The organism is Psychrobacter celer, from assembly GCF_016107555.1.
GTDB lineage: Bacteria > Pseudomonadota > Gammaproteobacteria > Pseudomonadales > Moraxellaceae > Psychrobacter > Psychrobacter celer.
The window spans coordinates 60,804-83,979 of record NZ_JABASU010000001.1; the positions used below are offsets into that span (position 1 = coordinate 60,804).

Annotated in this window: 18 protein-coding genes; 9 read left to right on the forward strand and 9 right to left on the reverse strand. The window is 48.5% G+C overall.

The features are described 5' to 3' along the window. Window positions 1-86 precede the first annotated feature (86 nt). Window positions 87-1,010 carry a bile acid:sodium symporter family protein gene (locus JFC05_RS00235; protein WP_198335281.1) on the forward strand — a complete coding sequence of 308 codons (924 nt, stop codon included), beginning with the start codon at window positions 87-89 and terminating at the stop codon, window positions 1,008-1,010. Window positions 1,011-1,243: 233 nt separating this feature from the next. On the opposite strand, the gene JFC05_RS00240 is transcribed toward JFC05_RS00235, so the two are convergent. Next, window positions 1,244-2,290: a formate/nitrite transporter family protein gene (locus JFC05_RS00240; protein WP_198335282.1), complete on the reverse strand. Its 1,047-nt coding sequence runs from the start codon at window positions 2,288-2,290 to the stop codon at window positions 1,244-1,246. Window positions 2,291-2,593: 303 nt separating this feature from the next. On the opposite strand from JFC05_RS00240, the gene JFC05_RS00245 reads away from it, so the two are divergent. The 4 genes from JFC05_RS00245 to cspE all read left to right on the forward strand — a co-directional run bounded on the left by JFC05_RS00245 (window position 2,594) and on the right by cspE (window position 7,399). Then, the gene (locus tag JFC05_RS00245) at window positions 2,594-5,551 is read left to right on the forward strand and encodes a valine--tRNA ligase (RefSeq protein ID WP_198335283.1); all 2,958 of its coding nucleotides are present in this window, start codon (window positions 2,594-2,596) and stop codon (window positions 5,549-5,551) included. Window positions 5,552-5,755: 204 nt separating this feature from the next. Further along, a complete protein-coding gene (locus tag JFC05_RS00250; protein WP_198335284.1) occupies window positions 5,756-6,238 on the forward strand; it encodes a hypothetical protein in 483 nt (160 codons plus the stop codon). Window positions 6,239-6,533: 295 nt separating this feature from the next. After that, window positions 6,534-6,956 carry a YbaN family protein gene (locus JFC05_RS00255; RefSeq protein ID WP_198335285.1) on the forward strand — a complete coding sequence of 141 codons (423 nt, stop codon included), beginning with the start codon at window positions 6,534-6,536 and terminating at the stop codon, window positions 6,954-6,956. Between the two features lie 233 nt (window positions 6,957-7,189). Continuing rightward, the gene (cspE, locus tag JFC05_RS00260) at window positions 7,190-7,399 is read left to right on the forward strand and encodes a transcription antiterminator/RNA stability regulator CspE (protein ID WP_025644841.1); all 210 of its coding nucleotides are present in this window, start codon (window positions 7,190-7,192) and stop codon (window positions 7,397-7,399) included. Window positions 7,400-7,605: 206 nt separating this feature from the next. Here the strand turns inward: cspE and JFC05_RS00265 are convergent, their stop codons facing one another. Beyond that, a complete protein-coding gene (locus JFC05_RS00265; protein ID WP_198335286.1) occupies window positions 7,606-8,691 on the reverse strand; it encodes a YeiH family protein in 1,086 nt (361 codons plus the stop codon). A 428-nt stretch (window positions 8,692-9,119) separates the two neighbouring features. On the opposite strand from JFC05_RS00265, the gene JFC05_RS00270 reads away from it, so the two are divergent. Beyond that, window positions 9,120-10,055 (forward strand): LysR substrate-binding domain-containing protein, encoded by a 936-nt coding sequence (locus tag JFC05_RS00270; protein WP_198335287.1) that lies wholly within the window; start codon window positions 9,120-9,122, stop codon window positions 10,053-10,055. A 125-nt stretch (window positions 10,056-10,180) separates the two neighbouring features. Here the strand turns inward: JFC05_RS00270 and JFC05_RS00275 are convergent, their stop codons facing one another. Both JFC05_RS00275 and JFC05_RS00280 read right to left on the reverse strand, forming a co-directional pair. After that, window positions 10,181-10,642: a universal stress protein gene (locus JFC05_RS00275; protein ID WP_075100364.1), complete on the reverse strand. Its 462-nt coding sequence runs from the start codon at window positions 10,640-10,642 to the stop codon at window positions 10,181-10,183. Window positions 10,643-10,745: 103 nt separating this feature from the next. After that, a complete protein-coding gene (locus tag JFC05_RS00280; protein ID WP_198335463.1) occupies window positions 10,746-11,207 on the reverse strand; it encodes a universal stress protein in 462 nt (153 codons plus the stop codon). Between the two features lie 304 nt (window positions 11,208-11,511). Between JFC05_RS00280 and JFC05_RS00285 the strand changes: the two genes are divergently transcribed. After that, window positions 11,512-14,589: an insulinase family protein gene (locus JFC05_RS00285; RefSeq protein ID WP_198335288.1), complete on the forward strand. Its 3,078-nt coding sequence runs from the start codon at window positions 11,512-11,514 to the stop codon at window positions 14,587-14,589. A 126-nt stretch (window positions 14,590-14,715) separates the two neighbouring features. On the opposite strand, the gene JFC05_RS00290 is transcribed toward JFC05_RS00285, so the two are convergent. Then, the gene (locus tag JFC05_RS00290) at window positions 14,716-15,279 is read right to left on the reverse strand and encodes an NUDIX hydrolase (protein WP_075100367.1); all 564 of its coding nucleotides are present in this window, start codon (window positions 15,277-15,279) and stop codon (window positions 14,716-14,718) included. 529 nt (window positions 15,280-15,808) lie between these two features. Here JFC05_RS00290 and JFC05_RS00295 point away from each other — a divergent pair. After that, the gene (locus JFC05_RS00295; RefSeq protein ID WP_198335289.1) at window positions 15,809-16,546 is read left to right on the forward strand and encodes an NUDIX hydrolase; all 738 of its coding nucleotides are present in this window, start codon (window positions 15,809-15,811) and stop codon (window positions 16,544-16,546) included. Window positions 16,547-16,578: 32 nt separating this feature from the next. Here JFC05_RS00295 and JFC05_RS00300 read toward each other — a convergent pair whose 3' ends face one another. The 3 genes from JFC05_RS00300 to nhaA all read right to left on the reverse strand — a co-directional run bounded on the left by JFC05_RS00300 (window position 16,579) and on the right by nhaA (window position 19,978). Then, on the reverse strand, window positions 16,579-17,934 hold the full coding sequence (locus JFC05_RS00300) for an oxygenase MpaB family protein (protein WP_198335290.1): 1,356 nt from the start codon (window positions 17,932-17,934) through the stop codon (window positions 16,579-16,581). 40 nt (window positions 17,935-17,974) lie between these two features. Beyond that, entirely contained in the window at window positions 17,975-18,556 is a 582-nt protein-coding gene (locus JFC05_RS00305) for a DUF2799 domain-containing protein (protein ID WP_198335291.1), read from the reverse strand. A 216-nt stretch (window positions 18,557-18,772) separates the two neighbouring features. After that, window positions 18,773-19,978 carry a Na+/H+ antiporter NhaA gene (gene nhaA / locus JFC05_RS00310; protein ID WP_198335292.1) on the reverse strand — a complete coding sequence of 402 codons (1,206 nt, stop codon included), beginning with the start codon at window positions 19,976-19,978 and terminating at the stop codon, window positions 18,773-18,775. Window positions 19,979-20,477: 499 nt separating this feature from the next. On the opposite strand from nhaA, the gene JFC05_RS00315 reads away from it, so the two are divergent. Further along, window positions 20,478-21,233, forward strand: a complete 756-nt coding sequence (locus tag JFC05_RS00315; RefSeq protein ID WP_198335293.1) for a TSUP family transporter — start codon at window positions 20,478-20,480, stop codon at window positions 21,231-21,233. A gap of 119 nt (window positions 21,234-21,352) precedes the next feature. Here the strand turns inward: JFC05_RS00315 and JFC05_RS00320 are convergent, their stop codons facing one another. Next, a complete protein-coding gene (locus JFC05_RS00320; protein WP_198335294.1) occupies window positions 21,353-22,729 on the reverse strand; it encodes a dicarboxylate/amino acid:cation symporter in 1,377 nt (458 codons plus the stop codon). Window positions 22,730-23,176: the final 447 nt, after the last annotated feature.

Consider the following 23,176-nt stretch of genomic DNA (forward strand, 5'->3'; position numbering starts at 1 on the left):
AAAACAATACACAGGTGCTGACGCTTTGATGTGAAGGTGGCTGCTGTTGCGGGTTTTGGGCGGGTAGTATCTACAAGGATGTGGTTATGGACGGTCTGGAAATTGTCACTTTAGTCAACTCAATTATCATCCCCATTTGTTTGTTTTTGATTATGACGGGTATGGGTCTCACTCTCGTCGCCAATGATTTTAAACGCGTTTTAACATATCCCAAGGCAGTTGGTATCGGTTTGACCAATCAGCTGTTGTTATTACCGCTCATCGGCTTTGCATTGGCCAATATCATGCCTCTAGAGCCTGAATACGCCGTCGGTGTCATGCTGCTGGTGCTGTGCCCAGGAGGCACCACTTCCAATTTATTTACCTATCTGGCCAAAGGCGATGTGGCGTTGTCAGTGACGATGACAGCGATTGCCAGTGTCATCACAGTCTTTAGCATTCCTGTGGTGCTGAGCTTTTCGCTGATTTATTTTATGGGTGCTGGTAGTGCGTTTGAGTTACCTGTCCTAAAAACCGTGCTGACGTTGGTGGTGTTGACCATCGTGCCTATCAGCCTCGGTATGCTGATCAAACGCTATGCGCCGCGTATCGCTGATCACTCTCAGGTCTATGTGTCGAGATTTGGGGTGATATTTTTGACGTTTTTGGTGGTGTTTTTAAGCTATGTCCAGCGTGATATCCTCGTCGAGGCGCTACTCGCGACAGGCCCGGTATCGTTGCTCCTTAACCTCTCGACCATGGCGCTTGGCTACTATAGCAGTAAGTGGTTTGGCCTAAATTTGGCGCAAAGAACGTCGGTAACCTTAGAAGTCGGCCTACAAAACAGCACGTTATCTCTCTTTATGGCATTGACCCTATTGGCCAATTATAAAATGTCGATGACGCCTGCGATTTATACCCTCATCATGTTTTTGACTGCTGGTATCTTGGTCAGAGTGTTTGGCGCCAAATATCGTCAAGTAAAGCGCTCAGAGGTGGAGATGAGTGTCTTAGCTGCTCGCCGCTTATAACTGGCTACTCAAAGCGATCCGAGTCGCCCTGTATTGGTTTTATAGGGTGTTGACCAGCGCTAAGGCCACGCGCATCGATACTTATAAGTAATCTATTTTAAAATAGGGACAGCGCTACGGGTGTTTAGCTTTCTTTGCGCGCTGTGCCGATACTGCTCGATGCTGCTCGATGCTGCGAAAAATACATACCAGTGGCATATGACATAAAGTGTGCCAATGTCATATCGGACTGACTATATTTTGTCGTCGGTCTGCTCTTTGACACGCTCCACTTCAAATAAAAAAGCGCGGTTTTTTAGTATCGCGACAAAGACCACGCCGCCCACCGTATTGCCAGCCAGCACCACTATCAAAAACAGCAAATAGCGCCATAGACTGACGGTATTGCCATACAGCAGGGCGGAGAAAATCTCGATGTTGCCGACGATGCTATGATGCAGTCCCAAAAAACCAATACTACCGGTGATTAGCGTTACCAAGACGATACGGCTAATGGTATCGCGCGCTGAGGTCACAAGCCATGCCGCGATGCCCATCATCCAGCCTGCCAGTACGGCACTGCCAAAGATGACCCACCATCTAAACCCCAAAATATGCTCAGCATAAGCATCGATATCACTGGCGCCAAACAGCTGCATATTCAGGCCAAGGCCAATCATCAAGGCGGCAAACAGGCAGCCGCCGACGATATTACCTGCGATAACAATGCCCCATAGCCTTAGCAGCTTGTGCAAGGGTTCGATTTTGTTTAAGACAGGCAGGCTTAGGAGGGAGGTCTGCTCGGTAAATAATAGCGACTGGCCGATGACAACGATGATAAAGCCCACCGGATACAGCAAGGAGGCGAGGACGATGGCATACTCGCTAGGTATGACGGCGCTCAGTAGCGTAAAGGCTGATAAAATCATAAAAAAGCTGATGCCAATCTCAAACCCTGCGGTAAAGGCGCTGGTAAATAATGAGCCTAAAGAGCGCTCAAAGGTTTCTTTGGCATGTATCACTTGCTCCACCAAGATACTGGCATAGCTTTTTGCTTGGCTTAGATTGTCATCGCCTGCGACTTTTTTGATGGTTTCTTTGTCTTCATCGCTGATTTCTTTGGGTAGGTCTTCATTCTTTAGGGTCTTAGTTGCTTGTACCTCGCTGTCGTCTGGCGGGTAGTGGTCTGCGGCGGCGTCATTGTCTGGCGTATCGTCAGGGCGCGCCATATCCTCTGCGGTAGGCTTATTGCGTGATGGCTCGGCTTGGTAGGCATTGTTATTCTCGGTATCTTTGGGCACAGTAAACTCGCTGGTTATGGGACAATGATGGGGCGCTACCGACTGGCAGAAGGTCTCGGCCAATATATGGACAGACGTTATATGTTATAGCATGACTATAACGCATTATATTTGCCAGAGGGGGGATTGCTGTTCGTTAATTGTTTAATGGATGCGCTTCAAAGCCGAAAAGCCGATAAATTGCCTTAGCATCTAACAAAATCTGGCCATCTGCGTTAAAATCACTCTATCAATCCCATCGCTTACGTTTCATGTTATTTGTTTGACCGAATTCATTCATTATTAATAAAAGATTATTCTATTATGAGCAATCCTGAGAATCATACCAACAGCACGACCAACTTGACCGAGTCTATTCAAGCCGCCTTGAGTCAATTAGAAAACGCTTACAGCCCAAAGGATGTCGAAGCGGGCATGTATCAAGGCTGGGAGGAGAGCGGTTATTTTGCCCCAACTTTTGATAAGGACGAGTCGTTTTCTATCGCCTTGCCGCCGCCGAACGTCACAGGCTCGCTGCACATGGGGCACGGCTTTAACAATGCCATTATGGATGCGCTGACCCGCTATCACCGTATGGATGGTGACAATACGCTTTGGCAACCGGGCACCGATCACGCTGGTATCGCAACGCAGATGGTCGTTGAGCGCCGCCTAGAGGCGCAAGGCATCCGCCGCCGTGATATGACGCGCGAAGACTTTATCGATAAAGTCTGGGAATGGAAAGAAGAGTCGGGCGGCAACATCACCCGTCAGATTCGCCGTCTTGGTAGCTCGGTGGATTGGTCGCGTGAGCGCTTTACCATGGATGATGGCTTATCCAATGCGGTCAAAGAAGTGTTTGTGCGTCTGTTTGATGAAGGTCTTATTTACCGCGGTAAGCGTTTGGTCAACTGGGACCCTAAGTTCCAGACCGCACTGTCTGATTTAGAAGTAGAAAACGTCGATGAAAAAGGCAGCTTGTGGCATTTCCGTTACTATTTTACCGATACAGACATCACCACCCAAGACGGCAAAAACTATCTGGTGGTCGCCACCACCCGTCCTGAGACATTATTGGGTGATACCGCTGTGGCCGTCAACCCAAGCGATGAGCGCTATGTGCATTTGATCGGCAAGACCATTACTTTGCCAATCACAGGCCGCGTGGTGCCGATCGTGGCCGATGATTATGTCGAAAGCGACTTTGGTACAGGCTGTGTCAAGATTACCCCTGCCCATGACTTTAATGATTATGAGCTGGGCCGTCGTCACAGCTTGCCACTGATTAACATCTTAGATGAGCGTGCCAACATTTTGCCTGAGATGCAGGTCTATGCTGATCTGCAAACGCGTGAGCCTGCGCTTGAGACCACGCCGAGCGAATACGCTGGGCTTGAGCGTTTTGCTGCGCGCAAGCAACTGGTCGAGCAAGCGAGTAGCGAAGGCTGGCTAGAAGACATCGAAGACTACGCGCTAAAAGCGCCGCGTGCCGAGCGCGGTGGTACCATCGTCGAGCCGTGGCTGACTGATCAGTGGTATGTCGCCGTCAATAAGCTGGCGGGACCAGCGATTGATGCGGTCGAGAATGGCGATATTGAGTTCGTCCCTGCACAGTACAAAAACATGTATATGGCATGGATGACTGACCTGCAGGACTGGTGTATCAGCCGTCAGCTGTGGTGGGGTCACCGCATCCCAGCGTGGTACGACGATGCGGCAGGTGAGGTGTATGTCGCACGTAGCGAGGCGGAGGTTCGCACTAAGTACAATCTCAGCGATGATGTGGCATTGCGCCAAGACGATGATGTGCTCGATACGTGGTTTAGCTCAGGGCTATGGACCTTTAGTACGCTAGATTGGGCAGACCCTAAGGCCGATCCGCGCGTGCTGCAGACTTTCCACCCGACCAGCGTGTTAGTCACTGGTTTTGACATTATTTTCTTCTGGGTAGCGCGCATGATCATGATGACCATGCATTTTGTCAAAAACGAAGATGGTACGCCGCAAGTACCGTTTAAGACCGTCTATGTCCATGGCCTAGTACGTGATGGCAATGGTCAAAAAATGTCTAAGTCGAAAGGCAACGTCTTAGATCCGATTGATTTGATTGACGGTATCGATCTAGAAGCGCTGGTCGAAAAACGCACCAGCAATATGATGAACCCCAAAGACGCGGCGAAGATTGAAAAACAAACGCGTAAAGAATTCCCAGAGGGTATCCCAGCTTACGGCACTGATGCGCTGCGCTTTACCTTCACCTCTCTTGCCAGTACTGGCCGCGACATTAACTTTGATCTCAAGCGCGTTGAGGGCTATCGTAACTTCTGTAATAAAATATGGAACGCCAGCCGCTTTGTACTGATGAACTGTATCGATAATGACGGTAACGCCAAACCTATCGACCAAGCAGCCAACGTAGATGTTTGGGAGTTACCAGAAAAATGGATCATGAGCCGTCTCAACTCGACGATTAGCAATATCCATCAGCACTTTGCCCAGTATCGCCTAGATATGGTCAGCCATGACATTTATGAGTTTATCTGGAACGAATACTGCGACTGGTATGTCGAGCTTGCCAAAGCCAGCCTCAATGACGACTCGGTGACAGACGAGCGTAAAGCGCAAATCCGCTATGTACTGCTACACGTGTTAGAGACTGCGCTACGTTTCACCCATCCAATCATGCCGTATCTGACCGAAGAGATTTGGCAGACTGTCGCGCCACTGCTGAACCGTAAAGATACTGACAGCATCGTCGTCGCAGCCTATCCTCAAGCTGATAATGCGCAGATCAGTGAGCAGGTGGAGGCGGACATGGCATGGCTACAAGAACTAATCGCTAGCGTCCGTAATATCAGAGGCGAGATGAAGCTCGGTAACGCGGTGCGCTTGCCTGTGCTACTACAAAATATCACTAATGAGGAAGAGCAGCGCCTATCGCGCATTGCCAATCAATTTAAGGCATTAGCGAAAGTGGAGAGCTTAACCCTTCTAAAAGACGGCGATGAGGTGCCACTATCGTCATCGAGCATGGTCGGTCAGCTACGCGTACTGGTACCCATGAAAGGGCTGATTGACCCAACCGCTGAGCTAAAACGTCTGGGCAAATCTTTTGATAAGCTACAAAAGCAAGCCGAAGGTATCTCGCGTAAGCTCTCTAACGAAGGTTTTGTGAGTAAAGCGCCAGCGCAAGTGGTTGATGCGGAAAAAGTAAAACTGGCTGAGCTAGAGGGGCAGTTGACCGCGATGACGGCGCAGATGGAGCAGTTAAAAGCGTTGTAATTAGCATAGAAATATCTGCATAAGTAGAAAACGCCGTCACGATTGTGATGGCGTTTTTTTGTGAATATTGTTAATGCTCATTCTCATGTTTCGACCAATGTGCCATGATTAAAGAGTGATATGCTATCTGTCTTAAAGTGCTAAGGTAAACCATTTATATAACTTTTATAACCCATCAACTCACTCATAACTAAAGGACGAGCCATGAGCCATTATCTTAAGATTACCGCTGCCATGCTAGGCGGCGCGTTGTTTTTATCCGGCTGTGCCAGTACTGGCATGTCGCCATCGCACCCAAACGATCAGGTCAATAACACCTACCAGTTGCCACAACAGATCTACGACGGCTATTGGGCGATGACAGCAGGGATGGGCGGTCAAGCTGCTGTAGTCAACTTTCGCCGAGATGGCACAAGTTACAACTATCGCTTTAAATGCTATACCGATGGTAGCTATCAGCAAGCGGCCGTAGAAAAATATAACCTAAAGCCCAACCGTACCGCAGTAGGGCTTCAATATGAAAACGAGCCAGTTTTTTCCCAAGTTAAGGTCATAAAACTGGCACCCAAACAAACGCTGGTACTCAACCAAAGCTTTAGCGACCCTGAGTTGCAGCAGGCCTATCCAAATGGTCAAGAGTTCACTTACACCTACAAGCCAACTTTAGAGCCAGTGTGTTTATTGTAATGACGCTATAGATATTGCTGAGTAGATGGATAATTAATCCATTTATATGACACATGTGTTAAAGACCGCTATCATCATAAAGCAGCGGTCTTTTTGCTTTATTTGCGATAGGGAGATAGACTCAATTTACCCAATCACTAACCAAACATACCGATTGCTAGCAAAACCCTCATAAAAATAGTCTTGTAGCATATCTCCTGATACGGCATCCTTAGTGAGTTCTATAAGCCGCCGTCTTTGTCATAAATTTGCCGGCCAAAACCTGATTATCTGACACTATCCAACGACATCCTTTATGAGCCAAAAAAAGCACTTCTACTACCGCCCAAAGACCAATCAGCACCAAAGCCCGACAGTGCGTTGGACATTTGTCATATTAGGCTGGTTGTTTTTTGTACTGGGTATCATTGGCGTAGTATTACCAGTGATGCCGACTGCGCCTTTTATATTACTGGCGGCAGGGTGCTGGGCACGTAGCTCGCGGCGCTTTCATTTTTGGCTGATCAATCACAAATACTTCGGCAAATACGTCCGTGATTGGGAAGAAAGTCATGCAGTACCGCTTTATGCTAAGTGGCTTGCGACCATCATGATGGCGATATCGACTGCCATGTTGTTTTATCGTCTGCCCGCTGATATGGCATGGGCGGCATGGCTGGTAGCGTTGGTCTGTAGCGGGGTTGCAGTCTATTTGTTTCGTCTGCCAAATGCCAAATAAAGTCGCCAATATAGGGCAATAGTTAAGTCCAGTTACATAAAACCTGAGATAAGGCTTGCGATACTAGGATGTTCCCCCTATAATACATCCAAGCTTAAGAGCAGTTCTGCACCAAATCATTACCTCGTAGTATTAGTTATAATCCTTCGTTTTAATATTTATCGTTCAGTAGCTATTTGCAAGCGTTATCGGTCTATTAGACCACAAATAAATTAAATATCAGGGTTATGACTATGTCAGACGTTCAAAAAGGTACAGTTAAGTGGTTCAACGAAGCTAAAGGTTTTGGTTTCATCGCTCCAGAAAACGGCGCAGACGTTTTCGCTCATTACAGCGAAATCTCAGGCTCAGGCTTCAAAACTTTGGCTGAAGGCCAAGAAGTTGAGTTCACTGTAACTCAAGGCCAAAAAGGCCCACAAGCACACAACATCGTTGCTATCTAATTTGTCTTTTATAGATGAATAGAGCAAAATAAAAAAACGAGCCTTTGGGTTCGTTTTTTTTCGTCTGTAGTTAAGGATCGTAAGTTATGGGATTATAGATAGTTGTCGTCTATGATGGCTATCATCGCTTATACGGACGAGCAATAAAAAAGGCCAACGACTTCACTATCGTTGGTCTTTCTAGTTTTAGGTAAATGAGCTGCAGGTTAACCAAATGAGCTGATAGCGATATTGATCACTCCGCCGCCGAGCAGCAACCAAGCAAACATCACTGCTCCTAAAATCAGTGGCTTGACGCCAGCTTGTTTGATAGCGCTCATATGTGTAGTTAAGCCTAACGCAAACATCGCCATCGTCAGCATCACATCATCTAACATCACCATACTTTGCTCAAAGCCATCGGACATCGGTATCCAAGTGTGCAACAGCACCACCAAGATAAAGATAAAAGCAAACCAAGGGACATTCACTTGTCGCACACGGCTCATTAGGGAAGGTTTGTCAGCTTGACCGCTACCAGATGAGGTCAAGGCGAATGATAAAATAAGCAAAAATGGCGCGAGCATCATGACCCGTATCATTTTGGTGACGACCGCGGTATTGCCGACCTCGGTGCTCACCGCGTTACCCGCGACCACCACTTGCGCCACTTCATGAATGGTGGAGCCGGTATAAATACCGTATTGCTGAGCGTCGAGCCACGGCTGCAGCCAGCCAAGATGGTATAAAAATGGATAAAGCAGCATGGCAATGGTGCCAAATACCACTACCGTCGCCACAGCGATCGTCACCTTGTGCGCTTCGGCCTTGACCACAGGCTCTGCGGCGATGACTGCCGCCGCCCCGCAAATGCTAACCCCTGAGCCAATCAGTAGTGTCGTTTGCTTATCGACCTTTAGCCATCTGGTACCGAGCCAGTAAGTCAATAAAAACGTCGAGGTTAAGACTAGAGCATCGGTCATGATTGCTGGCATTCCGACACTGGAGACTTGTGTTAAGGTCAGCTTAAAGCCATAAAAGATAATGGCCAGACGCAATATTTGCCCCTTAGCAAAGGCCACGCCCACCTGTAAGCGCTCCGCGAACTGCGGGTAGACGGTATTGCCCAGTACCATGCCAAGCAATATCGCCAGCGTCAACGGAGAGAGGCCAACGATACGGCCATTTGACCAACTATCGATGCTGGCATCCAACCACAAGCACAGCAAACTACCAAAGAACACCACCACCAGCCCTGCTAAGTGGCGGTTGCGCGGGCAATAGTGATTCATTGACTGTGTAAAAGCATACATGGCTCGTCGTCCTCATGGCTATAATCAAAATAAGCATAAGCTTATGAGTAGACAGTATAAGGTAAGCTAACTTATAATAAAAACAGATTAATAAGATAGAAGCTATCGAAAATATAGGTAAAAATGGCGTGAAAAACACCTCTATTAAAAGCAGAGGTGCCAGCAGTGACGAAGGCGTTGTTAAAACAAGCTTATAGTCGATCCTAAATAAAACAGATACATTATATATCAAGGTGGAACTGGTCTAAATTTTCCTTGCGTGCTGTACCTACCCAGACAGAGGCTGCGAAAAATTTATTCCAGTCCCACTGTGTCTTTTACTATACTGAATTCGCTATAGTAAAAGACAGATTGTTAAATCTGTTGTGTATTAAAAAATATAGGTCGTGTGACATACATCTACAGACGGATATAAGGCAAGTGAGACAATGAAAAAAGCCACGCAAACGCTACCGAAGATTACCCTAAAGCAACTGGCGGTGTTTGTGAGTATTTATCAAACTGGTAGCACCAGCCGCGCTAGTGAAGCGCTGCATCTCTCGCAGTCGGCCGTCAGTAGTGCGCTGAGTGAGCTGGAGGCGCGTCTGCAGATGCCGTTATTTGAGCGGGTCGGACGCAGGCTCAACCAGCACCCCAATGCTCATCCTATTTATATGCAAGCGCAAGCGATCTTAGAGCAGTCGTTGATGCTGGAGCATTATCATAAGTATCAAGCCGGTCAGATTCATATTGGCGCCAGCACCACCATCGGTAACTATGCCTTGCCGCCGCTGCTGGCCAAGCTGTATCAGGTGCTGCCAGACGCTCGTGTCGATATGTATATCGCCAATACGCAAGAGGTGGTGGCGGAGGTTGAGCAGTTAAATATCGATATCGCGTTGGTAGAGGGCATGCCGCGCCCCACAGATATTAAGACCATCGAGCAGCGCGCATGGCGGACAGATACTTTGATGATATTTGCCAAACCCGATAGCAGATGGCTGGCAGGTCTTGCAGATTATCAAGAGACTGAACGTCTGTATCATATGACTCTTACACAGTTGGCCAAACTGCCGCTACTGGTGCGAGAGGCGGGGTCGGGCACGCGGCAGATCATCGATGAGCAGCTGCTCAAACATCTGCCAGAGGCCGAGGTGATTATGGCAATTCAGCAGTCGGAGGCCATCAAGCATATGGTCAGTGCCGATATCGGTCTTGGCTGCCTGTCTCAGCATGTCATCGAGGCGGAGCTGGCAGCAGGAAAGCTGGTACAAGTAAAAGTCGCAGGTATCGATTTGTCACGGACGTGGTGGTTGGTCTGGCACAAAGCCCGCCATCAAAGCCCGATTTGGCAGACTTTTATAGATATGATACAAGACGATTGAGCAAACACAAAAAGCGCGGCGTCGTAGATACACCGCGCTTTTTTAGCGTTTGAGGTTTTGAGCGCGACTATTTGTGCGTTACGGTTTGAGCGCTATTGTTTGAGCACTATTACGTTTTATTGGCGCTACTTGGATACGGGTTTGTCGAGTCTTACGACCAAGCTGTCGCATGGGACGTTGGGCAGGATATTGTCCGCCGTAGCACCGCTGATCCACGCGGCGATGCCTGTGCGCTTGTGTCGACCGATGACCAAGAGATCGACGTCGTGTTTGTGGCAATAATTGACGATGCCTTCGCTGCTAGAAATGGCGGTGGTCACTTGCGAGTTGACGGCGTCTAGCTCATTACGCGCCAAAAACTGCGCCAGCTTTGCCCGTGCTTCTTGGCAGCGCTCATCATCGATCTCATCGTATAAGCTCGAGGCGGGGACCAACTCATAACCAAAACCGACCATGGTGTCTTTGACGATGTGCAGTACGGATAGCTTAGCGCCGGGGCGGTTATCGACGATACGTTTGGCCTTTTGTGCGACGATATCGGCATCAGAGAGTAAGTCGGTGACCAGTAGTATGTGTTCGTAACTCATAGCGTCTTCCTCATGTCAGATAGTATTTACTATAGCACTACTACAGAGCGCTGTTAAGTCGTCATCAGGTGTCATCATACAGATGACGCAGGCGGCGTATTACTTACTCTGCAAAGGGCTGGTCGAGCTTGACCACCAAGCTGTCGCAAGGAATATTTGGCAAGATACTGTCGGCTGTCGCTTTGGCCAACCATGCGGCGATACCGTGACGCTCATGGCGGCCGATGATGAGCAAGTCGACTTGATGGTCGCGGCAATAATTGACGATACCCTTACTGTTCGAGATAGCAGATGTCACCTCAGAGTTGACCGCATGCAGCTCATTACGCGCCAAAAACTGCGCCAGTTTTTCTCGTGCTTCTTGCCAGTGCTCGCCATCGACATCGCCTGATAGGCTGGAGGCTGGCACCAGCTCAAAGCCAAAGCGCACCATGTCGTCCTCGACGATATGCAATACAGACAACTTCGCTTCAGGAGAGCCTGCAAGGATACGTCTGGCCTTGAGTGCGACGGCATCTGCATCAGACAACAAGTCGGTGACCAGTAAAATATGTTGATAGCCCATCATCAGCTCCTATTAAGACGTTTATTTTATAGTAGCAGTGGTGGCGGTGTTTGTTAAGGGTTAAATCCATTATTTTGTTATGGATATTCCCAGATAGACAATCTTTATAACTCCCTAAGTAATTTAGCATTTAACAGACAGCCCATAAGACTTTATTGATCAAGCGACTTACAAAACAACCTGTCAATCGACTCATAAAGAGAAGGGGCGACGTAGAATATTAACGCTCAGATCGCTTGACTTATCAAAACAGCAGCCCCATCTACTACGGCACCCTATATATTATAATTTGATAAGGATCACTATGACTGACACGCCATTTATCGCCGATCTAACGTTGCATCCAGCGTTTGAGTTGATTGAGCATCGCCATATCGAGGCGTTGTCAATGGACGTGCTGATCAGTCAGCATGTCAAAACCGGCGCGATGCATTATCATTTGGCGCACCCAAGTGATGAAAACGCCTTTTTGGTTGGCTTTCGTACTCAGCCGATGGACTCAAAGGGCGAGGCACATATCTTGGAGCATGTGGCACTTTGCGGCTCGGCAAGGTTTCCGGTTCGTGATCCGTTTTTTTCGATGATTAAGCGCTCATTAAACACCTTTATGAACGCCATGACCGCGGCCGACTGGACAGCGTATCCGTATGCCACACAAAATAAAAACGATTACTTCAATTTACTTGCTGTGTATCTTGATGCGTCGTTTTTCCCCAATATTCATCCGCTTGATTTTGCTCAAGAAGGTATCCGCGTAGAATTGGACGAGAATGACAAACCGCAGTTTAAAGGTATTGTCTTTAATGAGATGAAAGGTGCGATGAGCGGCGAGATCGACCAGCTCTATCATACGGTCGCCCATCATTTATTCCCAACGACCACTTATCATTATAACTCGGGCGGTGATCCTGCGGATATTCCTGATTTGACCCACACCGAGCTCGTTGAGTTCCATCAAAGCCATTACCATCCATCAAACAGCGTGATTATGAGCTTTGGTAATATTCCGGTCGCCGAGACCCAAGCGAAAATCCATGACGATGCTTTGAGCCAGTTTGAAGCGGGTAAAAAACACGCCTCACGTCCAGAGCAGCGTTTGCCTGCGCCAATCAGCGCTATCGATACTTATACGGCTGACGAGGCGGGCCCTGACCAAACCCATCATGTGGTGGCGTGGCTGCTGCCATCAATCACCGATCCCAAGCAGCGTCTGGCTTTGCGTCTATTAGAAGGCGTGTTGGTCGAGCATGCTGGCTCGCCATTGCGTGCGTATCTCGACAGTCATCCGCTTGGCAAAGCGCCAAGTCCGCTGTTGGGACTCGATGACAGCCATTATGAGATGGTATTTTATACCGGTCTACGCGGCTCCAACCCTGAGCATGCCGAGGCAGTAGAGCAGGGTATTATGGATTTACTGACTGAAGTGGCCAGTAAACCGATCGATGATGATACGATTGAGACCATTTTGCATCAGATCGAGATCGATCAGCGCCATATCGGCGGCGATAGTATCCCTTATGGTTTAAATTTGATGCTCGAAGGCTTTAGCACGGCCATTCATGATGGCAACCCGATCGACGTCTGGGAAGTGGATAAGCATTTACAGTGGCTGCGTGAGCAAGTAAAAGACGCACAGTGGCTACCAAACCTTATCAAAACCCATCTGCTCGACAATCAGCACCGTGTGCGCGTGACGCTGACGCCAGATAGTGAAAAATCAGCGCGCCTTGCCGCAGCAGAGCAGACCCGTCTTGATACCATCGCGATGGACTTGAGCGCTGATGATAAAGCCATCTTAAAACAGCAAGCCCTTGATTTGGCAGCGCGGCAAGCAGCGCCTGATGATTTAAGCCTATTGCCAAAAGTCGGACTGGAGGATGTCCCGACCGATATCAGCTTTAAGCAAGGCACACAAAAACAAGTGCGCCTAAGCGGGCAAGACAGTACGCTGTTTGAATATGAAGCAGGCACCAATGGCTTGTATTATTATCAAGTGATTGTGCCGTTGACCGATGCTATTGGCAATCAGGACACCAGCAGTCTGCCTGTGAACGAGGTGATCAATCATCCATTGCTACCGATTTATTTAAGCCTACTATCAGAGCTGGGTACTGACTCGATGAGTGCTCATGAGATGCAGGCCAAGCAAGCGGCGCATTCTTCTGGCGTGACGGCGCGTATCAGCCAGCGCACCAGTATCGATGATAGCCAAACGATCAGCAGTTATTTTGTGGTGGCGACCCGTGCGCTCAACCGCAAGCCTGAAGCGATTGATTTGCTCAAAGAAGTCATGGAGCATAGCGTCTTTAGCGAGCATGACCGTATCAAAGAAATTTTGCAGCAGCGTCAAGCGGGCTGGCAGTCGAATTTGGCAAGCTCTGGGCATTCTTATGCCATGCAAACCGCCAGCCGCGGTATGAGCCGTCAAGCGCAGCTTGAGTATGTGCGTAGTGGCTTGCCTGCACTAAACGCGCTAAAAGACTTTTTGGCGCATGCCAGTGATGATGACACGCAGTGGGATAAATTGGCAACCAGCCTGATGGACTTGCACCAGCGTGTGATCAGCTTGCCCAAGCATGCCGTGATCATTTGTGAAGCTGAGCAAACCGAGCGCTTAAGCGACTTAATTGTCGAGAGCTGGAAAGACAGTCAAGCGCCAGCGCTTGCCGCGCAATTGGGTGTCTCTGATGCGACTATCAAAGACACTATCCCAAGTGAGTTTGCCGAGCTGCACCTTGCGGCAGCGTTAAATGGCGAGACAGACACCATCAAGGCACGAGAGAGCAGCGCTGCGCTCGATGTTGGGGACTTGGTATGGCTAGTACCGACCAACGTCTATCATAATGCCAGCGCTTATCGTGTGCCAGCGGCCGATCATCCTGATACCGCTGCTTTGATGGTATTAGCGCCGTATCTGCGCAATGGCTACTTGCACAGCGCCATCCGTGAGCGCGGCGGTGCTTACGGCGGCGGTGCAGGCTATGACGCCAATGCCTGCGCTTTTAAATTCTTTAGCTACCGCGACCCGCAGTGTGCTGAGACCTTTGCGCATTTTGAGGCCAGTATTGAGTGGTTACTAAATGAGCCGCAGACCGATGAGCAGCTAGAAGAAGCCATCTTAGGTATCATCTCGGGTATGGATAAGCCAGGCTCTCCAGCTGGCGAGGCAGTCAAAGCCTGCTTTGCTGATTTGCACCATCGCGGTGCTGACTGGCAACGTAAGATGCGCGCCGCCATATTGGATGTGACGGTGGCGGACCTACAGCGCGTGGCCAAGCAATACCTGCAAGGGCAACAGCATGTACGTGCAGTACTAGCGCCTTATGATAAAGAAGAAACCGTGAAAAACCTCGGCTTTAACGTTTGCAAAATAAAGAGCTAATGGTGTTTTTTGGATAAAAACCAATCTGTGACTGTGAGCATTTATGAAGCAGACAATACTAGGTTATTGTCTGCTTTTATAGTTCTTAGTAAAAAGACTGATGATTGAGTCAACGTTTAAAGGCGTTTAAAAACGTTTGATACTCAAGTCTTTGCCAATCATATCTTGATGAATAGGAAACTCAGACAATTGGCTAAACTGCTGTCGATCGGCAAAGTAGCTTCGTAAAGTGCGGCGCACCGCTTCAAAGGCGAGACTATCCCACGGGATGTCTTCTTCGCTAAACAGCGCACAGTCAAGGCTTTCAGAGCCGACACCATATGCACCGTCTTTGAGATCGGCCAAATAAATTGAGTATATCTGTCCGATGTCTGGCAGATCGTAGATACAGTACAGATGAGGGTTTAACACCACCGCATCCGCTTCTTCGTAGCTCTCACGCGCGGCGCCCTCTGCCATGGTTTCCCCGTTTTCCATAAAGCCTGCCGGTATCGTCCAAAGACCATATTGTGGCTCTATCGCGCGGCGGCATAGCAGCACTCTGTCTTTATGTACGACCAGCGACCCACAGATGACTTTTGGGTTTTCGTAGTGAATATAGTTGCAATTTGGGCATACCAAACGCGGCATATTATCCGTGGCTGGTATTTTTCGTTCTGCTTGATGACCGCATTGGAGACAATAGCGCATATCAACTGCCTTTATAAATGTAGTAAGCGTGAGAGATAAAGAGTCAGGACTCCTAATGGCAAAAACACCCCGTCATTGTCAGACGCGCCCGCCCTTCGTACGTTGGTTTTTGTGTGTGCTATCAGGATACCGGTAAAGCGGTGCTGCAAGATGTTATTCTAATAAGCAAGCACCGCCTTAAGATAGCACACATTTTGCTCGTAGCGCAGCATGATAACAGTAACGCTGCATATCGCTGGCGGATCATAGTCCGATAAATGACAGCAAAGCCCCGTGGCATCGTGGCAAGCCATCACCGCCGTTTGTCATAAGCGGTCACGCTAATTCATAAAACACGTTGACTTATAAAATTAAGAAGACAATACGCGGCGCATGTCTGTCGATGCGATTTGAGACGTTCATGACAAACACCTCATGACGAATACCTCCTGACAAATGAACAGTCACACAAATAGCATGCAGCTGCGTGAAGAGTACGCTAGTCTACAGCTAGTCACGCCACATATTGATAAAAACATAGGGCAAGATCATGTTACTCCCTTCCCAGACTGTGCAGTTAGATGAGCAGTCGGTTGCTATACCACCTTTTATTCGCTATCCGACACTCAGGCAACTGACCGAGCGGGTTCAGCAAGAGACGTTAAATACGTTGGCCGATTCAGCGCTGCATACCGCGCAGCAAAGCTCTCGCAGCGCGCGTGTCTTAGACAGTCTATACCAGACGCCCATTGCCGATGCTTCGATACTGGTGGCCATCACCCATGAGCGCCATCCCAAGCTGCTTTTGACGCGCCGCGCCGCGCACATGAATAGCCATGCAGGCGAGGTATCTTGCGCTGGCGGTAAATACGAGATAGGGGATGGTAATAACGTCGTTACAGCGCTACGTGAGGCCTGTGAAGAGACGGCTCTCCCGCCCAACAAGGTACAGCTAATCGGTCAGCTACCCATTCAGACCTCCAAAAGCGGCATGAGCGTGCGTCCAATCGTGGCTTTGATCGCGCCTGATTTGGTACTGGTACCTGAGATCGGTGAGATATCACGTATTTTTTGGGCAGATTTTGAGGCATTACTCACGCAGCCTACCGTTGAGTACACGATAGAATATGCCATGCAAGATCAGGTGGCAACGATACTTACGCCCAGCTGGCAAGTCGATGGCGAGACGGTCTGGGGGCTGACAGGCCGCGTCATTGCCAGCTTATTAGAGACAGCTTTTGGTCGGCAGTTAGAATGGTATTACCGCGTGCAAGACAGCCGATTGTAAGATTGTAATGAGCTGAGCCGACAGCTGCTGCGTCATTGATAATAGGCGTCGTTTTTCTTGAGCCACCAGTTCATATTGTCTTGACGTTTGGCGCGAAAGGCTTCTAGTTTGGTGGCTACCGTTTGGTTGTGCTGACGGGCGGTATCGAGCGCAAACAAGATAGGCACGGAGGATAAGACACCAAACCGAAACTTTGATTTTGGTAGCGCTAAGCCGTCTCCGATATCATCACCGACCAGAGTACGTGTCACACTGGCATTGACCATCTCTACAAAACGCCCACGGCGATTGTCTTCGCCCATCAGTTGCCGCGGCAGATCGTGTAGGGCTTTTGCTAAAGGTTGTCCCATCTCAAAGTCTAGCTGTTGAATGGACAAGTAAGTGTAGAGCCACTCCCAGCAGGCGGCCTCATCCTTTGGTAGGCGCTCTAAATCCACACCCATCCAGTAACTGGCAAGATTCCATAAATGCAAAATTCCCTCGGCCTCCTCGCTACTGATACGCGCGCCAAGCAGTCGTAGCCCGCGCATAATCAGTAACGAGAACTGCAGATGAGTGGCAATCATATCAGTTTGGTTGATCGGTACACCCCAATAAGCAGTGTTCCAGCTGCCATCGGGATTGCGATGCTGATCGGCCTCTGTGGCGACGCCTTTTGCCGCGTTGTTTTTGCCACTGAGCAAGTTTTGCCGTACGAGCGTGTGAATCTGCCGCACCTGAATCGACTGACGCCAACCCTCAGAGCCGATCGCCAAAACGCTATCGATAGGCCCTCGTGCGCGCGGCATACGTGTGCTTGTTTTGGGCAATAATGGATGCTCAGAGACAGCCAAAATATAAGCATAAGTGCGCATGAGTCTTGGCAGGGCATCGTGCATCAACGCGCCGGTTTGGATCAGTGGCAGCGATAGGGCAGGGATGCTATAACCTGCCATCAATGCCACATTTCGCAGCAGCCAAATCAGCATCAGCGGATAGCGCCGATAGGCGACGGCCCCAGTCTGTGCAAGCTGTGGATCAAACCAAGTAGGATGGTCGCTAAACTGCTCAGCCAGTGCAGAAAAGGACGGATGAGCTGCGAGTTTACTGTCGGTTTTGTTATCGAGGATAAGCTGCTGTAAGGGTTTGGCAAAACGCAGGCCGTCAGCCGCGAGCGTATCTGTCAGGGGGTCGCCGATGTCGTAGCCTGCGACCATCTCCTCTAATAAATCTTGCGAGATGACAAAATCTTTGGGCAGCAAATAGCGCTTGATCCGCTTTAAGACCTGTAGGTCATGATGATCATCAATCGCTGTGGTACGCCCATGACGCTGATACGATGCAAAGGTAGGTTGGCTCGATTTGGACGCGCGCGCTGGCTGTGTCTGGGCTGTATTGTTTGGATCCATAGGTAACAAATGCCTTTATCAGTAGGCTTTTTATGATGGCCTAATATTTAGACGTGTGGTTGAGCATATCGAGCTGCCTTTGTGTGTCATCGAGGCGACGTTTGATCGACCCAAGTTCATCGGCCAAAAACAACAGCCGTTTGCGAGCGTCTTTTTCGTTGGCAAAGTCTAGCATTGCGCCGCTCTCAAGCTGATCAAATTCTGTTTGATACTCATCTAATAGGCGTCTGTCTGTGTCGAGCTGGTTGTCTAGACGATAGTAAGCTAGGCCGTGCTGATTGGCCTGTTGGAGGTGGTTTATCATAGCAGCAGGGCAGACGTTGTTTAACCTGCGCCCGCGGCGACCGACATTGTACGCATTGTTGCTCGTACAGTATTGCTGCAAACCAAGCTTGCGGCCGCGCTCCCACGCAAGATAATCAGGGGTCACATGTGCTTTGGCACAGGCTTTGCTGTGTGAGGCGAGGCGCTCTGAGGAGTAGCCTGCTACGCCATCGTTATAGCCTATCGTTTCCCAATCACCAATCAGGCATTGTTGTTTGGAGAGAGTCGCGCATGATAGTAAAAACATACTGCCAAGGATAGGCAGACTAAGCGATATAGGTCTGATAAGTCCCTGCATGGTCATCTCCTAAGACTGCTGCTATCAGTTGCGCCCAGTGTGCATCTAGATGTCACGAGGCGAGGTGTCATTGCGCTTACCGCCTTTATCCAAACATGGCTTGCGATGCTGTTTTTCTGCGGTTATTGTTTTTACTGTTAGGGTTGAAAGAAGAAAGCGGTGAGCTATGTGTTGGCTAAATAACCGCAAAATAACTCGCCTTTTTCTGATGATGGATTATGGCTGAGGCCGCGTCAAATCGACTGAGGTGCCGCTGACGTTGTCTTTTAGGCTGACTTTGAGCATGAGGTAACCTGCAACCCCAGAGACGATAGAGCCCATGATGATGCCTAGACGTTCATCAAATAACGTGGTGTCGCCTGCAAAAGCAAGGCCTCCGATAAATAAGCTCATGGTAAAACCTACACCGCAAAGCAACGCAGCACCATAAATTTGCTTATAATTTATGCCCTTTGGCATGGTTGAGATACCGAGCTTGAAGATCAACCAGCACATCGCCATGACACCCAACTGCTTACCGATAAATAGACCGGCGGCAATCCCCAGCGGTACAGAGTGAAACAGCTCTGCAAACCCTGCGCCTTTGAGCGAGATGCCTGAGTTGGCAAAGGCAAATAGTGGCAAGATACCAAAAGCCACGGTGTTGTGTAGGTCGTGCTCTAGCTCTTCGACAGGGGAGTGCTCAGGGTCAGTGCGATCAAACATAGGAATAAACAACGCCAACACCACGCCCGCTAATGTCGCATGGATACCCGACTTGAGGACGGCTATCCACATGATAACGCCGATGAGTAGGTAGGGAGTGATACTGGTCACGTTACGACGGTTTAGCAAATATAAAAATGGCAAGCATAGCCCTGCAAAGGCCAATGACTCAAGGGATAGTTCGCTGGTATAAAACAAGGCAATGATCAAAATCGCGCCGATATCATCAAAAATAGCAATCGATACCAAAAATACTTTGAGAGAGTTTGGGACGCGATTGCCAAGTAGGCTTAAGATGCCGAGGGCAAAAGCGATATCTGTGGCGGCAGGAATGGCCCAACCTTTCCAAAACTCAGGCTCGCTATAGTTAAAGATCAGATAGACTACAGCGGGCATGATCATCCCGCCGATGGCCGCGCCCGCTGGCAAAATGATTTGTTTGACATTGGACAGCTCACCGATGAGCACTTCGCGCTTGAGCTCAAGACCGACCAAAAAAAAGAAAATCGCCATCAGGCCGTCATTGATCCAATGATGGGCGTCTTTGGCAATCGCAAAATCACCGATTTGAATGGCAACAGGGGCATGGATAAAGCCTTCATACCATGTGCTTAGAGGGGAGTTGGCAATGATCATTGCAGCAATGGCAGCCAGTGCTAACACGATGCCGCCTGCTGCCTCAAATTCAAAAAATGCCTTAATCCTTCGTATTGCCATATTACCCTCATTTCCTAAATACAAATTACTAAAAACGAATTGCCAAACAATTCAATAACCTCAAATATCGATGCGGCCGCTTAGCGCGCCATACAAACAGATAGCAACAGTTTCTCATACTCTGATTCATATAGACAACAAAATACGTCAACCCAAAGTCATAAGCACGTCTTGCTATATCCACAATAGCGATATTATAACGATGATAACACTGGTAAATATAGTGATAAGTCGTTACTGACTACCCAGCGCGCGTCACTATCTTTAGCCGATCTAGATGACTATCGATTGAATCGAGGGCAGGCCTTAGACAAATCTAGCAGACTTTTTTACGTTTTTGGCTTTTTTTTATGTTTTTATCTTTATAATGAGCGGCACTCTATAGTGCCACTTATGGGTATAAATGTGTCAGCAGGTCAGTGTATCCGCTGATAGATAGCGGTACAGGCAGCCTCAATATCGAGGCTGATTTTTCTTATCAATTTTGCAGGTCAGCGTCATGGACTTATCCCTCTCTATCGAGATCATCTTAATGCTTACGGCGGTGGCCGCAATAGCCGGTTTTATCGATGCCATCGCAGGCGGCGGTGGACTACTCACCATACCAGCCATGCTACTTGCCAATATCCCGCCAGTGCTCACGCTTGGTACCAACAAGCTACAAGCCGCCTCGGGTGCGCTAGCGGCCTCGATTACGATGATAAAAAAAGGTGTCATCAGCCCTAAAAATATAAAGGTGGCGATTGTCGGGGCTTTTATTGGCTCAGTCATCGGTACCATCGCTGTACAGATGTCGCCGCCGGATCTACTCGAAAAGCTGATTCCGTTTTTGATTGCCGCTATTGGGATTTATACTTTGTTTGCGCCCAAGCTTGGCGAGGTGGAAGCGGCGCCGCGTATCTCAGAGGGCAAGTGGCAAAAAATTGTGGCGCCATTGATTGGGTTTTATGATGGCTATATCGGGCCAGGGACGGGCATGTTTTTTGCGCTGGGTAATGTGGCGCTACGTGGTCGGCAGATCATCGAGGCAACAGGCGCGGCTAAGGTTTTGAACTTATCGACCAATATTGGCTCGCTGATTTTTTTTATTTTGGGCGGTAATGTGTTGTGGACAGTCGGTCTGGCAATGATGGTCGGACAAACGGTAGGGGCATATTTTGGCTCGCATATGGTGGTCAAAGGGGGAAGCAAGCTGATTCGTCCTGTCATCGTGCTGGTCTGCCTTGCCATGATTACCAAGTATGTGATTGGCTAACGCAAGCTGTGATTTATTGAGTATCGATACAGCCTGTTTATAGGCAGTGCAGCCATAAAAAAACCTCAGTTCAAAGTGAACTAAGGTTTTTATAAATGAATAAATAAACGCTTTATCGATTAGCGGCGACGATCAATATCATCGTACTCACTACCCATGATGCCATCACTAAACACTTGAGAGAACTCACGCTCATTGTCTTCATCGATGTGACCATCAAAGACGTCTTTGGTGCCCGCCGCAGGATCGTTGTAGATAGCGACGTCCATTTTTTCTTCAGATTTTGCCACGATTGCTGTCACTGCTGCATCGCCGCCGACGTTGACCGCCGTACGCAGCATATCAAGAATACGATCCACACCCAAGATCAGACCGATACCTTCGATAGGCAGACCGACTTGAGCAAACACCATAGACAGCATGATCAAGCCCACACCAGGGACGCCTGCGGTACCGACAGAGGCCAGCACCGACATCAAGATAACTGTCAGATACTCGGTCACACCCAAATCAATACCATAGATATTGGCAATAAAGATGGTCGCTGTACCTTGCATGATGGCCGTACCATCCATGTTGATGGTCGCCCCAAAAGGCACGGTAAACGAGGCTACTGAGTTGTTGACACCCATACGCTTGGTGACGGTACGCAGCGTGATCGGAATGGTGGCATTCGAGCTTGAGGTACTAAAAGCAAAAATCTGTACTTCGCGCATTTTCGCCAAAAACGTCTTAATAGACAGACCAGAAAACAGCTTTAGCACGATCATCATAGTAATAAAAAAGTGGAAAGCCAGTGAGCCAATCAGTACCGCAACATAACCGAGCAACGACCAAATCAGGTCTAAACCCAGCTCCGCCATGGCTTTGGTCAATAGCGCAAAAACCCCATAAGGCGCAAGATTCATAATGATGGTCACCATCTTTAAGATGACTTCATTAATCAGCTCCAAGCTTTGTACCAACCCTTTGGCAGGTTTGCCGACCATCAAAATACTGATACCGATCAAGATGGCAAAGAAGATAATCGACAGCATGTCGCCATTTGCCATCGCACTGATGGGGTTTGACGGAACGATATTTGCAAAAACATCGAGTAGAGGTGGCGCAGACTTGGCTTCAAATGCCGCTTCTGTCTCAACCTCCATGCCTTTACCGATACCAAATAAAAGCCCAAGCCCGATAGCAGTTGCAATGGCAAGCGCGGTCGTCATCATATAGATTAGGAAAGTCTTGGTACCTATGCGTCCAAGCAAGCGAATATCACCAATACCGCACACCCCGCAAATCAGCGAGATAAGTACCAAAGGCACGACCAGCATTTTGAGGGAGTTTACGAATAGCTTGCCGATGATGGCCAAAAACCCATTGGTGATATATGTACTAACAAAACCGCCTTCAGCGTTCAGTCCTAAATAGTTGATAAATAATCCCAGTATGATACCGAGCACCATGGCAACGATGATCTTGCCCGTTAGTCCCATATTTTTCCACATAAACTCTATCCTTTTATCCGCAACATTCAGTATCAAGGGTGCTACTAAACCAATGCGTTTATGATTGCCATCCTTACGCCTGATGGTGTTGCATCTGCAAAATTTTGTCTGTCATTTCATGTCAGGCTATTCGACAATATAAAATAATTGTTAAGGTTACTGCAAGATTTTTTTATAACTTAAATAATAATCTATAACTGATTAAAGGCGGTTTAAGCTTTTTTGTCAAAAAATTGGCTGAGATAATCACTTAGCAAAAAACAGATCCGATGCTATAAATCGCCAAAAGCACCATAATCATTAGGTTAACGTCGCTAAAATATCGACATTTAAGCCAGCACCAACGCGTTTTTGTTAAATGTCATCATCAAAAGGGTGCGATGACCAAAAACGCTCGGACAAAAAAAAGACTGCCTAACCGCGGCAGTCTTTTGTAAAAATGACAGA